The organism is Streptomyces sp. Tue6028, from assembly GCF_002300165.1.
Classification (GTDB): Bacteria; Actinomycetota; Actinomycetes; order Streptomycetales; family Streptomycetaceae; genus Streptomyces; species Streptomyces siamensis.
Window position 1 is genome coordinate 31,463 of sequence record NZ_MLCE01000004.1, and the last position, 12,899, is coordinate 44,361.

General features: G+C 71.4%; 12 protein-coding genes and 1 pseudogene. 8 read left to right on the plus strand and 5 right to left on the minus strand.

Annotated elements, in window-relative coordinates; all coding sequences use genetic code 11:
• Positions 1-17 precede the first annotated feature (17 nt).
• Positions 18-713 carry an HAD family hydrolase gene (locus BKI49_RS03200; protein ID WP_095932645.1) on the plus strand — a complete coding sequence of 232 codons (696 nt, stop codon included), beginning with the start codon at positions 18-20 and terminating at the stop codon, positions 711-713.
• Between the two features lie 159 nt (positions 714-872).
• Positions 873-1,655: a TetR/AcrR family transcriptional regulator gene (locus BKI49_RS03205; protein WP_095932646.1), complete on the plus strand. Its 783-nt coding sequence runs from the start codon at positions 873-875 to the stop codon at positions 1,653-1,655.
• On the opposite strand, the gene BKI49_RS03210 is transcribed toward BKI49_RS03205, so the two are convergent.
• The gene (locus tag BKI49_RS03210; protein WP_095932647.1) at positions 1,643-3,145 is read right to left on the minus strand and encodes an LVIVD repeat-containing protein; all 1,503 of its coding nucleotides are present in this window, start codon (positions 3,143-3,145) and stop codon (positions 1,643-1,645) included. The two genes, BKI49_RS03205 and BKI49_RS03210, sit on opposite strands and share 13 nt — an antisense overlap.
• 192 nt (positions 3,146-3,337) lie before the next feature.
• Between BKI49_RS03210 and BKI49_RS03215 the strand changes: the two genes are divergently transcribed.
• Entirely contained in the window at positions 3,338-4,012 is a 675-nt protein-coding gene (locus BKI49_RS03215; protein ID WP_373557514.1) for a DUF305 domain-containing protein, read from the plus strand.
• Between the two features lie 34 nt (positions 4,013-4,046).
• On the opposite strand, the gene BKI49_RS03220 is transcribed toward BKI49_RS03215, so the two are convergent.
• Complete coding sequence (locus tag BKI49_RS03220) at positions 4,047-4,568, minus strand: DUF6214 family protein (RefSeq protein ID WP_095932737.1); 522 nt, start codon at positions 4,566-4,568, stop codon at positions 4,047-4,049.
• 213 nt (positions 4,569-4,781) lie between these two features.
• Here BKI49_RS03220 and BKI49_RS03225 point away from each other — a divergent pair, with 213 nt between their 5' ends.
• Both BKI49_RS03225 and BKI49_RS03230 read left to right on the plus strand, forming a co-directional pair.
• Positions 4,782-6,131, plus strand: a complete 1,350-nt coding sequence (locus BKI49_RS03225) for an FAD-dependent oxidoreductase (RefSeq protein WP_095932649.1) — start codon at positions 4,782-4,784, stop codon at positions 6,129-6,131.
• Positions 6,132-6,300: 169 nt separating this feature from the next.
• Positions 6,301-7,665: a nucleobase:cation symporter-2 family protein gene (locus BKI49_RS03230; protein ID WP_095932650.1), complete on the plus strand. Its 1,365-nt coding sequence runs from the start codon at positions 6,301-6,303 to the stop codon at positions 7,663-7,665.
• Positions 7,666-7,852: 187 nt separating this feature from the next.
• On the opposite strand, the gene BKI49_RS03235 is transcribed toward BKI49_RS03230, so the two are convergent.
• Positions 7,853-8,209 (minus strand): ArsR/SmtB family transcription factor, encoded by a 357-nt coding sequence (locus BKI49_RS03235; protein ID WP_095932651.1) that lies wholly within the window; start codon positions 8,207-8,209, stop codon positions 7,853-7,855.
• 143 nt (positions 8,210-8,352) lie between these two features.
• Between BKI49_RS03235 and BKI49_RS03240 the strand changes: the two genes are divergently transcribed.
• The 3 genes from BKI49_RS03240 to BKI49_RS03250 all read left to right on the plus strand — a co-directional run bounded on the left by BKI49_RS03240 (position 8,353) and on the right by BKI49_RS03250 (position 12,068).
• A complete protein-coding gene (locus BKI49_RS03240; RefSeq protein WP_095932738.1) occupies positions 8,353-9,432 on the plus strand; it encodes an NADH:flavin oxidoreductase/NADH oxidase in 1,080 nt (359 codons plus the stop codon).
• A 208-nt stretch (positions 9,433-9,640) separates the two neighbouring features.
• A complete protein-coding gene (locus BKI49_RS03245) occupies positions 9,641-9,982 on the plus strand; it encodes a hypothetical protein (protein ID WP_143658372.1) in 342 nt (113 codons plus the stop codon).
• Between the two features lie 274 nt (positions 9,983-10,256).
• Complete coding sequence (locus BKI49_RS03250; protein WP_095932653.1) at positions 10,257-12,068, plus strand: phosphatidylglycerol lysyltransferase domain-containing protein; 1,812 nt, start codon at positions 10,257-10,259, stop codon at positions 12,066-12,068.
• A gap of 110 nt (positions 12,069-12,178) precedes the next feature.
• On the opposite strand, the pseudogene BKI49_RS35655 reads toward BKI49_RS03250, so the two are convergent.
• Together BKI49_RS35655 and BKI49_RS03260 are read right to left on the minus strand one after the other, a co-directional pair.
• Positions 12,179-12,361 (minus strand): annotated as a pseudogene (locus tag BKI49_RS35655) (cation-transporting P-type ATPase); the annotation flags it as partial.
• 106 nt (positions 12,362-12,467) lie between these two features.
• Positions 12,468-12,860 carry an ArsR/SmtB family transcription factor gene (locus BKI49_RS03260; RefSeq protein ID WP_095932740.1) on the minus strand — a complete coding sequence of 131 codons (393 nt, stop codon included), beginning with the start codon at positions 12,858-12,860 and terminating at the stop codon, positions 12,468-12,470.
• Positions 12,861-12,899 lie beyond the last annotated feature (39 nt).

The window sequence follows — 12,899 nt, forward strand, 5'->3', positions numbered from 1 at the left end:
CGCGAAGGATCTCCGCCATGAGGATCAAAGGTGTGCTCTTCGACTTCTCCGGAACCCTCTTCCGCGCCGAACCGACCGATTCCTGGCTGCGCGCGGTGCTTCGCGACGCCGGACTCACCCTGCCCGACGACGAGTTGACCGCGGCGGCACAGGCCCTGGACGCGGTGGGTGCGATGCCGGGCGGCGGACGCCCGGGGCGCGTGCCCGAGGGTCTCGACGAGTTGTGGCGTACCCGCGACCGGAGCGCCGAGCTGCACCGTGCCGCGTACACGGCGGTCTCCCGCCAGGTGCCCCTGCCCGGTCCCGGTCTGCACGACGCCCTGTACGAGCGGCACATGGTGCCGGACGCCTGGAACCCCTACCCGGACGCCGCCGAGGTGCTGGCCGCGTTGCGCGAGAGCGGGGTCGCGGTCGGTGTGGTCAGCAACATCGGCTGGGACCTGCGCCCCGTCTTCCGGGAGCACGGCCTCGACCCGTACGTCGGCACGTACGTGCTCTCGTACGAGCACGGCATCCAGAAGCCCGATCCACGGCTGTTCGCGGTCGCGTGCGACGCGCTGGGCGTCGCGCCCGAGGACACCTTGATGGTGGGCGACGACCGGCGGGCCGACGGGGGCGCGGCGGCCCTGGGGTGTGAGGTGTTCTTCGTCGACCATCTGCCGGCGGCCGGGCGCCCGGAGGGACTGCGGCCCGTGCTCGGTCTGGTCGACTGACGGCAACGTCGCCCGTTCGCCCGTTCGCCCGCCAGTCCGCCTCGGATGATCCCCCGTGTCACCCGAGGCAGACGGCAGGCCGGAGTGGACCCACGAAGGGTCTGCTCCGGACGCGTTGAGTATAGTTGGCTGGCAGCCAGTCAACGCAGGAGTTACAGCATGTCCCCGCGCAGCGCCTCGGTCAATGAAGAGTTGCGGCGGCGTTCCCGGGAGCGGCTGTTGCAGGCAGCCGTGGAGTTGGTGAGCGAGCGCGGCTACGAGGCGACGACGCTCGGGGACATCGCGGACCGCGCGGGATCGGCGCGCGGCCTGGTGTCGTACTACTTCCCCGGGAAGCGCCAGCTGCTGCAGTCCGCCGTGCACCGGCTGATGCACCGCACGCTCGAGGAGCGGCTGGAGAGCGAGCCGCGTACCGAGGACGGACGGGAGCGGATGGCGCGGGCCATCGACGCGATCCTCGGCCTCACCCGCGACCAGCCCGTCCTGATGCGCCAGCACATGGCCGGCCTGTTGCAGGCCGAGGGCTTCGTGCAGTGTCCCGAGCAGCAGCGCCTCGCCCAACTGCTCCGGGACACGATGGCCGGGTACGGCTCGCCGGATGCCGGGACCGACTACCCGATGCTGCGGGCGCTGCTGATGGGCGCGGTGTACTCGGCCCTGGTGCCGGGTGTTCCGATGCCGATACCGACGCTGCGGGCCGAGTTGTTCAAGCGGTACCGCCTCGACTGGGAGATGGGTGTCCCGCCGGAGACCGAGGTGCCCGGCGGGACGTGTGAGACGGATCTGTCACGGTTCTTCGCGACCGGTCGGCAGCCCGAGGACCAGGCCGCGGACCGGCCGGAGCACCGGACCGGCGATGCCCCGGACCGCCTGACGGACGAACAGCCGGTGGGCCGTTCGGACCGCCAGGCGGACGCCCGGGCGGACGGTCAGTCGAAGTAGTCCGGCTGCGTCTGGACGTTGAGCTCGCTCAGCCGGACCCGCTTGGCCGGGTCCGTGCGCCGGTCGTCGAGCTTCAGGACGTCGAAGCCCTTGGCGATGTCGTTCGAGTAGATGTAGCCGTTGTAGTAGTACGCCGACCACGATCCGCCGACCTGGAGCGTGTCGGTGGACAGCGGGCCGCGCTCGAAGTAGGCGATCTCCTTCGGTGCCGACGAGTCGGTGAAGTCCCAGACCGAGACGCCACCCTGGTACCAGGCCTGGACCATGAGGTCCTTGCCCTTGACGGGGATCAGCGAGCCGTTGTGGGCCACGCAGTTCTCGGTGTCCGCCTGGTGACGGGGGATCTTGTAGTAGCTCCGGAAGACGAGCTTGCGCTTGTCACCCTTGCCGACGATGTCGTAGATGCCGTCGGCTCCGCGGTTCGGGCCGATCGCCGCGTTGCAGGTGGCCGCGCCGCCGCCACCCAACTCATCGGTGAACACGACCTTGTTGGCCTTCTGGTTGAAGGTCGCCGAGTGCCAGAACGCGAAATTCACGTTGTCCTCGACCTGGTCGATGACCTTCGGGTGCTCCGGGTCCTTGATGGAGAACAGGATGCCGTCACCCATGCAGGCGCCCGCGGCGAGGTCCTTGGAGGGCAGGACCGTGATGTCGTGGCAGCCGGTGGTCTTGGAGACACCGGGGTTGGTGGGCCCGCCCGGGTTGCCGCCGCCGTCCGGCCCCTCGCCCGGGAACAGCACCGGGAAGTTGACGACCGCCGCCTTCTCGGGAGCGTTCCGCGGCACCTTGATGACCGAGATGCCGTCGTGCGGCGGCTGGCAGTCGGGGAAGGTGGCGCTCGGCGAGTACGAGGAGACGTAGAGGTAGACGTTCTTGCCGTCGGGCACGAGCGAGTGGGTGTGCGAACCACACGCGGTCTCGACGGCGGCGACGTACTTGGGGTTCGACTTGTCGCTGATGTCGAAGACCTTCATGCCCTCCCACGACGACTTCTCGGTCGCGGGCTGCGTCGTGCTGTTGCAGGAGTTGTCGCTGCGCGAGGAGTCGGTGGACAGGAAGAGCAGGTTGCCGGAGACGGACACGTCGTTCTGCGAGCCGGGGCAGAGCACCTGCGCGACGGTCCGGGGCGCCTTCGGGTTGCTGATGTCGAAGATGCGGAAGCCGTCGTAGTTGCCGGCGAAGGCGTACTTGCCCTGGAAGGCGAGGTCCGAATTGAGGCCGGTGAAGGCCTCCTTGGGGACATTGGCGAGGTGTTGGATGTTGTCGGAGTGGACGATCTCGTCCTGGCCGGGTATCTCCCCGCTCGCCACCGCGGCCCTCGCTTCGGCGGCGTCGCTCCGGGAGACCTTCTCCCGTGCCGCGGGGCCGTCCCCGGGGTCGGGGGTGGCGGCCGCCGGCCCGGCTGTGACCAGCGCGGCCAGGAGTCCCACCGCGGCGGCGGCAACTCCCAGGCGTCTGTGCCGCGTTCGGGGATCGTTCAACAGGGTCACTGTTTCCTCCCTTGTGCCGTTCAAGGTCGAACGGTTCACGGACCCCTGAAGTATCGTCCGTCCCATGCAGAGATCAACAGACGGCAACGTACTCGTAATGAATGTTTTTGATCAGCCACGTTCGGAAGCGTGCTAGGACGGACATCAACACCCGTGATGTATCCGTCGCTTCATGAGCCGCAGGAGGTCGCCGTGTCCGCTCGCCGTACGTCCAGCGCGTCCCCGAGACCCACGCCCCGTGCGCTGCTGGCCGCGGTGTCGCTGACCGTGGCCGCACTCGCGCTCGCCGGCTGCGACTCGGACTCCGGCGCCAAGTCCTCGGCGTCGCCCGGCCCTTCGGTCATCGCGCCCGGCAAGCCCGGGGAGGCGGCCGAGACCCTGTCCGCCGAAGAGGCCGCGAAGCAGCGGAGCGACGACGACTCCCCCAACTCGGCCGACTTCACCTATGCCCGGATGATGATCGTCCACCACACCCAGGCGCTGGAGATGACCGAACTCGCCCCGAAGCAGGCGGAGTCCGGCAAGGTGAAGCGGCTCGCCGCACGGATCGCCGCCGCACAGGGCCCGGAGATCTCCACCATGAAGAGCTGGCTCAAGACGAACGGCGGCAAGCGGGCGGTCACGGAGCACGAGCACGCGACGATGCCCGGTATGGCGACGGAGGACCAGCTCAAGGCATTGCGCGCGGCGAAGGGAAAGGCGTTCGACGAGCTCTTCCTGAAGCTGATGATCACGCATCACGACGGGGCGGTCACCATGGCCACGGACGTGAAGTCCGAGGGCAACAACATCCAGATCGAGGAGATGGCCGATGACGTGATCGCGCAGCAGACCAGCGAGATCGGCAGGATGCGCGCACTTCAGTGACCGGGTCCCGACGGGCGTCGCTCGACCCGCATGCTCAGCGCCGTGCGTGACGAGGGGTCAGGAAACCGGCCTCCCGCGCCCCCGCGATGAGCCGCAGGGACTTGCGCCGGCTGTGGCCGGTGGCGCACATGACCGCCAGCACCGGGTCCTGGCCGTCCTCCTGGGCGGCGCGGTACTTCTCCGCCGCCAGCCTGCGGCCCTCGGTGCCACGCGGCCACGCGCGCCGGGCCCGGCGCGCCGGCTCCGTCCGCCCGCCCTCCCCCTCGTCGCAGTGCGCGCCCTCCCCCTCGTCGCCGCGTGCGCCCTCACGCCTCCCCGCGGGCCGGGCCGCGGCACCGCACGCCTCGAAGAGCGGCGCCTCGATCCAGTCGGAGAGCACCGCGAGGTCGTCGAGGGAGAGCGGCGGCTGAGCCCGTACGTCCTCGATCGTCACCCCGGCCCCGGACAGCACGGCGAGGACCTCGACCTGGGCACCGTCGGCGAAGACCAGCCGGACGTCGAACCAGGAGGTGGCGGTCCGGTGGTCACGCACCTGCCAGACGGGCCACACCGACACCACGCCGTCCGCGCGGCAGCGGCCGTTCAGATCGAGAAAGGATGCTTCCAGCACATGCGGAACGTAACCGCATGATCACATGCCATTCGAACGGACACGCGCGGACACGACACGCGCCGCACCCTGTCAGCCGAGCATCGGCGGTGCGATCCTGGAACCGTCAGCGATCTCCTGTCAGCGTTCTTCCAGAACCCTCGGTTAAGGAGTTCCGCCGTGCTGCATGTCGCCGTCGTCGGCTCAGGTCCCAGCGGGGTCTACACCGCCCAGAGCCTCGTCCAGCAGAGCCAGGTGCCCGATGTCCGGGTGGACGTCCTGGACCGGCTGCCGTGCCCCTACGGCCTGGTGCGCTACGGGGTGGCCCCCGACCACGAGAAGATCAAATCGCTCCAGAACAACCTGCGGGCCGTCCTGGAGGACGAGCGGGTGCGGTTCCTGGGCGGCGTCCAGGTCGGCCCGGACGGGGTGCCGGTCGCCCGCCTGCGGGACCTCTACCACGCGGTCGTGTACTGCGTGGGCGCCGCCACCGACCGTCATCTCGGCGTGCCCGGCGAGGACCTGCCCGGCAGCTGGTCGGCCACCGAGTTCGTCTCCTGGTACAGCGCGCACCCCGACGCCGCCGCGGAGGAGTTCGTGCTCGGCGTGCGCTCGGCCGTGGTCATCGGCGTCGGGAACGTGGCCGTGGACGTGACCCGGATCCTGGCCCGCGGCGCGGCCGAGCTGAGCCCCACGGACATGCCGCAGGCGGCGCTCGCCGCGCTGGCCGCGAGCAAGGTGACGGAGATCAGCATGGTGGGGCGGCGGGGCCCCTCCCAGGCCCGCTTCACCACCAAGGAACTGCGTGAGCTGGGATCCCTGCCCGACACCGAAATCGTCGTGGATCCTCACGAGTTGGAGCTCGACCCGGCCTACCTGGATCCGTCCGGCCTGCCGGCCGCGCAGCGGCGCAACGTGGAGGTGCTGCGAGGCTGGGCCGACGCGCCGGTGCAGGGCCGCCCGCGGCGGATCCGACCGCGGTTCTTCCTGCGCCCCGTCGAACTGCTCGCCGACGGCGGGCGGGTGGGAGCGGTGCGCTTCGAGCGGACCGTGCCGGACGGGCAGGGCGGTGTGGCGGGCACGGGGCGGTTCGAGGACATCGAGGCCCAGCTGGTGCTGCGTTCGGTCGGCTATCGCGGGGTGCCCATCGACGGACTCCCCTTCGACGCCGGACACGGCACGGTGCCGCACCGGGCGGGCCGGATCCTGCGGGACGACGCGATCGCTCCGGGCGAGTACGTGGCGGGCTGGATCAAGCGCGGCCCCACGGGCGTCATCGGCACCAACCGGCCGTGCGCCAAGGAGACGGTGACCTCACTGCTGGAGGACGCGGACACCCTCGTACGGCGCGAGGTGGCCGGGGATCCTCTCGCGGCGCTGCGGGCGGAGGGAGTACGGCCGGTCGAGTGGGCCGGGTGGCAGGCGATCGAACGAGCCGAGGCGGAACTCGGCGCCTCGCTCGGCCGGGGTGTGGTGAAGCTGCCCGACTGGACGTCACTGCTGGCGGCGGCGCGTACGACGGGTTCGTGACAGGTGCGTCGGCACGCACGGCGGGGCGCGGTGGAGTCGACACGGCTTCCGTGGGCATGACACACATCGGCAACAGCCCGGACATCAACAAACTGTTCAAGCCGCTTACGGTCGGGGCCTGTTCACCCTTCTTCACCCCCACCCGCTTCCCGCCGCTCCTGGAGTGCCCATGGCCACCACCGCCGCTCCCGTGCATCCCGTCGACGAGGTTCCACCCGTACGCCAACTGGCGGCCTTCGGGCTTCAGCACGTGCTCGCGATGTACGCGGGCGCGGTGGCCGTCCCGCTGATCGTCGGTGGCGCGCTGAAGCTGTCGCCCGCGGATCTGGCGTATCTGATCACCGCCGACCTCCTGGTGTGCGGCATCGCCACCCTCATCCAGTGCGTGGGTTTCTGGCGCTTCGGGGTACGACTGCCGATCATGCAGGGGTGCACCTTCGCCGCGGTGTCGCCGATGGTGCTGATCGGGACGACCGGCGGCGGACTGCGCGCGATCTACGGGTCGGTGATCGTGGCGGGCCTCGCCATAGTCCTGCTCGCCCCGGTCTTCGGCAGACTGCTGCGGTTCTTCCCTCCCCTGGTCACGGGCACGGTCATCCTGATCATCGGTGTCTCGTTGCTGCCGGTCGCCGGGAACTGGGCGGCCGGCGGAGTGGGCGCGGAGGACTTCGGCGCGCCGAAGAACCTGGCGCTCGCGGGCTTCGTCCTGGCCGTGGTGCTGGCCGTGCAACGGTTCGCGCCGGCCTTCCTCGGCCGCATCGCGGTCCTGATCGGCATCGCCGTGGGCCTCACGGTCGCCATCCCCTTCGGATTCACGGACTTCGACGGGGTCGGGGACGCCGACTGGGTCGGGATCAGCACGCCGTTCCACTTCGGCACGCCGACGTTCCACGTCTCCGCGATCGTCTCGATGCTGGTCGTCGCCCTCGTCACGATGACCGAGACCACCGGTGACTTCATCGCGGTGGGCCAGATGACCGACCGTCCCGTCGAGCCGCGCACGCTCGCCGACGGCCTGCGCGCGGACGGCCTGTCGACGGTCCTGGGCGGCGTGTTCAACACCTTCCCCTACACGGCGTTCGCGCAGAACGTCGGCCTGGTCGGGATGACGCGCGTGCGCAGCCGCTGGGTGGTCGCCGCCGCGGGCGGCATCCTCGTGCTGCTCGGCCTGCTGCCCAAGCTGGGAGCGATCGTCGCCGCGATCCCGGCGCCCGTGCTGGGCGGCGCGGGCCTGGTGATGTTCGGAACCGTCGCCGCCAGCGGCCTGCGCACCCTCGCCGAGGTGGACTTCAAGGGCAACAACAACCTGACGGTGGTGGCCGTCTCGGTCGCCGTGGGCATGCTGCCGGTCGGAGTGCCGACGGTGTACGCGAAGTTCCCGGACTGGTTCCAGACGGTGATGAACAGCGGGATCAGCGCGGGCTGCCTGACCGCGATCGCCCTGAACCTGCTCTTCAACCACCTGCCGGGCACAGCGGATTCGGCCGGGGACGCCGCCGGGCCCACGCCTCCTTCGGTGGCGGCGGAGGCGTAGCGGCAGACACCGGCGGCCGACGGCCGGCCACGCCGTCGGACGACTGGGGACGCGGGGACGCAGCCGTCAAGGCCATCGGATAGGTCGGCCCGCGGCCGTGGGGCCACAGGGGATCCCGGCACCTCAGCCGTCGGGCCACCCGGGATCCCGGCACCTCAGCCGTCGGGCCACCGGGGATCCCGGCGCCTCAGCCGCCGAGCCGGTCGGCCTGACGGGCCGCCGCCGCGAGGACGCTGTCGAGGAGCCCGGGGAAGAGGTCGTCCAGATCGTCCCGGCGCAGGCCGTTCATCTTCGCCGTGCCCCGGTAGACCTGCCGGATGACCCCGCTCTCGCGCAGCACGCGGAAGTGGTGCGTGGTGGTGGACTTGGTGACCGGCAGGTCGAAATGCGAACAGGAGAGCTCGTCGCCGTCGGCGGCGAGCTCTCGCACGACCTGGAGCCGCATGGGGTCGGAGAGCGCGTGCAGCACCGACTCCAGGCGGATCTCCTCGAGTGCGGGGTGCGGCAGGTCGCGGCTGCCGTTGGCACGGGCGGCGGTCGTCACGGCGGCTCCACTTCGTCCGGGAACTTCCTCCGGGGCTGTCGTCCTGCACGCATTGTACGAGATCTCTCGTAGTTTGACATCTCCCGTACTACGATGCCTATCGTACGAGACGTACACCGGTCCCGTGACGAATGGAGTCCGCCGTGAGCGCTCTCTTCGAGCCCTACGTCCTGCGCGAGCTCACCATCCCCAACCGGGTGTGGATGCCGCCCATGTGCCAGTACTCCGCCGCACCCGAAGGAGCCGCGGCGGGCGCCCCCCACGACTGGCACTTCGCCCACTACGCGGCGCGGGCCACCGGCGGCACCGGGCTCATCATCGTCGAGGCGACCGCCGTCTCCCCCGAGGGCCGGATCTCGCCGTACGACCTCGGCATCTGGAACGACACGCAGGTCGAGGCGTTCCGCCGCATCACCGGCTTCCTGTCCGCACAAGGCACCGTGCCGGCCGTCCAGCTCGCCCATGCCGGGCGCAAGGCGGCCACCGAGCGCCCCTGGAAGGGCGGCGCGCCGATCGCCCCCGGCGCCCTCGCCTGGCAGCCGCTCGCCCCCAGCCCGCTTCCCTACGACGAAGGCCACCCGGTCCCGGCCGAGCTGACCGTCGCCGAGATCCAGGAGATCGTCGGGCAGTTCGCCGACGCGGCCCGCCGCGCCCTGGACGCCGGTTTCGAGGTCGTAGAGATCCACGGCGCCCACGGCTACCTGCTGAACGAGTTCCTGTCCCCGCACTCCAACCACCGCACCGACGCGTACGGCGGCTCGTACGAGAACCGCACCCGCTTCGCCCTCGAGGTCGTGGACGCCGTGCGCGAGGTCTGGCCCGACAGCAAGCCCCTGTTCTTCCGCATCTCCGCCACCGACTGGCTGGAGGCGGACGGCTGGAGCGCCGACGACACCGTCCGCTTCGCCGCCCAGCTGCACGAGCACGGCGTGGACCTGCTCGACGTGTCGACCGGCGGCAATGCCTCCGACGTCCGCATCCCCGTCGAGCCCGGCTACCAGGTCCCCTTCGCCGCCCGCGTGAAGAACGAGACCTCCCTGCCCGTCGCCGCCGTCGGTCTCATCACCGAGATCGAGCAGGCCGAGAAGATCCTCACCAACGGAGAGGCCGACGCGGTGCTGCTGGGCCGCGAGCTGCTGCGCAACCCGTCCTTCGCGCGACTCGCCGCGCGGGAGCTGGGGGGCGACGTGCACGTGCCGGACCAGTACCACCGGTCCGTGTAGGCCCCGCCCGGGGGTGCGGCCGGCGCCGGCCGCACCCGCGTGCGGCCGGGCACCGATGGGCCTGTGACCCAGGACACCCACCCGGAACGGGAACTGAGGACCGCTCCCCACCGGTCCATGAGGGGGAGGACGTCACCCCAGGATCGGTCGGACCCTACGTGAAGTAGGGTCCCGGTGGTGAACCGGCTCATACGCGACGGGGGACCCCTTGAAGGAACGCCACGACGGGCGCGCGGGCCGCGGGCCGATGTCCGTGCTGGCCCTGCTGGTACCGAGCCTCGGGGTCGCCGCGGTGGGCGTGTACCACCTGTGCGGGTTCGATCTGCACGCCCTGCACGGGCGCCCGCACCTCGACGACGGGCTGACCATGACGGGTGTCATCCTGGCCGTGGTCACGGCCGGCGCCGCCTTGGGTGACCTCCTGTGGTGGGCGACGACACGCAACCGCCCTGCCGGGGAGAGTGCGAAGCCGTGCCCGCCCCGGGCCCTGGGCCACCCACGGCCGGGCCGCTCCGATTGGCTGCGCGCACCGGACAGGACGAAGAAGTAGCAGCACCGGAGGGACCGAGGGCCGCCACCCCGCGGGGACGCGCGAGGGTCTGTCCGGAACCCGGCCGGGGCCTGGCGGGCCGGTGAGGCGACGGGGCGACGGGCGACGGGCGACGGGCGACGGGCGATTCTCACCGCCTCCTTACCCCTTCACCTCTCCATAACCAGTCTTTTCCCTACACCATGTAGGGTTCCCGGCCGCAGCCCCCCACTGCGCTCCCCGGCCACAATCCGCACCGGTTCGCCCCGGCCTCTCCCCAAGGTGTTGCTCCACGGTGTCCGTACAACAGTCAGTGCTCGTCCCGGAACAGCGGAACACGAGGTCACGTCCGGCCCACCGGCCCGGACAACGGGCCACCGCCGCACGACTGCGGGCGGCGACCCTCACCGTCTGGTACCTGCGCCTGCTCGCGGCGCTGAATCTGGTGGCGGTGGTGTCGCTGACCTTCCGCCAGGAGGTGATCGAGCACAACGGAGGCCAGTACTTCACCCCGTACCTCGCCACCGCGGGACTGGTCTCGGCGGCGCTGGCCCTGTTCCTCGCCGTGGTGATGCGGCGCCGCAAACGGGCGGCGTGGATCTTCAACATGCTGCTGGCCGGCCCGCTCTTCGTGCTCTACGTCGCCGCACTGACCCAGGACCGGTATCAGCGGCACGGCTTCAACTGGCTCTCCACCCTGCTCACCGGACTCTTCGTCATCGCCCTGCTGGTGGGGCGCAAGGAGTTCCACGCCGTCGGCGACCGCTCCAACCCCAGGCTGGCCGTGGCCGTCGGCACCGGCGGCCTGCTCGTCGCCGCCACCCTCGGCACCCTGCTGGTGGGCGCCACCAACCGGGTCACCGGGACACCGCTGAGCGACCGCGTCGCGTACACCCTGCTGCGCGGCGTCAGCGTCGGACCGCTCGCCGACCGCTTCGACAGCGTCGCGGCACCCCGCTGGGTGGACGTCCTGATCAACGTCATGATGGCCGCGACCTTCCTCCTCGTGCTCTACGCCTGCTTCCGCTCGCCGCGCGGCCGTGAACTCCTCGGCGCGCCCGACGAGGACCGCCTGCGGGAGCTGCTCGTCAGGCACGGCGAACGGGACTCACTGGGGTACTTCGCGCTGCGCTGCGACAAGGCGGTCGTGTGGTCGCCGACCGGCAAGGCGGCGATCGCCTACCGGGTCGTCGGCGGCGTGACGCTGGCCTCCGGTGACCCGATCGGGGATCCCGAGGCCTGGCCCGGCGCGATCGACGCCTGGCTGCGCGAGGCGCGCCGGCACGCGTGGACACCCGCGGTGATGGGGGCGAGCGAGGAAGCCGGCACCATCTACGCCCGGCACGGTCTGGACGCCCTGGAACTCGGCGACGAGGCGATCGTGGACCGCGCCGACTTCACCCTGGAAGGGCGCGCGATGCGGGGTGTCCGGCAGGCGCACAACCGCGTCCGCCGCGCCGGCCACACCGTCCGCATCCGCCGGCACGCCGAGATCCCCCGGGCCGAGATGGCCGCCCTGACCGACCTGGCGGACCGGTGGCGCGACGGCGAGACCGAGCGCGGGTTCTCCATGGCACTCGGCCGACTGGGCGACCCGGCCGACGGGCGCTGCGTCATGCTGGAGTGCCACGACGGCGACGGCGAGCCCAGGGCCGTACTGAGCTTCGTGCCGTGGGGAGAGCGGGGCCTGTCGCTGGACCTGATGCGCCGCGACCGGAACTCCGAGAACGGGCTCATGGAGTTCATGGTCATCGAACTCCTGCTGCGTGCCGAGGAGATCGGCGTCAGCAGGGTGTCCCTGAACTTCGCCATGTTCCGGTCCGTCTTCGAGCGCGGCGGCCGGCTGGGCGCCGGACCCGTGCTGCGGCTGTGGTGTTCGCTGCTGACGTTCCTCTCGCGCTGGTGGCAGCTCGAATCCCTCTACCGCGCCAACGCCAAGTACCGGCCCGTCTGGGAACCGCGCTACCTGCTGTTCGAGAAGAGCAGCGACCTTCCGCGCATCGGCGTCGCCGCCGCCCGCGCGGAAGGCTTTCTCGCCCCGCCCGCCCTGCCGCGGCCCGGTTTCAGTGCGCTGCGCCGGACGCCTCCGGCGCCGGATGGGGCGTAGCCGGACCCTCGGCGGCCCGGGCGGCTTCCGGCACCGCCTGCCGGGCAGCGGGCTGCGCGTTCTCGTCCTTCATCGCCTTCGCCGGCCGCCACGGCCGCCGACACCAGACCGAGGCAGAGCAGCACAGCGGTGAAGGGGTCACGCGTTCCGCGGACGAACAAGCGCGGCCAGGACGTCGCGCGCCGGTCCGGAGCCTCGTTCGCTCCCCAGCGGACCAGCCGCTCCTGCGCCTCGGCCTCGGTCAGCCCTCGCGGGCCGGTGTCCAGGTGCCGCAGCAGCTGGAGCGACGTCATTGCGGCGAGGCCGTCCGACGCGTACGCCTCCGCGGCGGGCGGCACGCCGACTCGCGAGCGGTCCTGCCGCGGCGACGCCGAGGTCGTGCCGGGGGCCAAGACGGTCTCAGGCGCCGACGCCGCGGATGCGTCGCAGCGCTCCGCGCGCGGAGCGACCGCCGGCGGCGGTGCGATCCGCCAGGGCGGCGCGGTCGGTTAACTGGCCCACCACGAGGCGTACGACGGTCACGACGTCCGGGTCGTCGACGAAGTACACCTGCCGTCGGCCCTCGCGCCGGGACCGTACGAGACCGGCCAATTTCAGCTTGGTCAGATGCTGGCTCACCGCGGGCAGCGCGCCGCCGACCCGCTCGGCGAGGCCGGTCACATCGCTCTCGCCCTGCGCCAGCGCCCAGACGATGTGCAGCCGCGCCGGCGACGCGAGCAGCCCGAACGCCGCGGCCGCTTCCGCCAGCACCTCGGCGGACGGGTCCTCGAAGCCCCCGACCTCTGCCGCCACCGCCGTGTCCTCCCGTCCGACCGACCCGCCGGCCCGCCC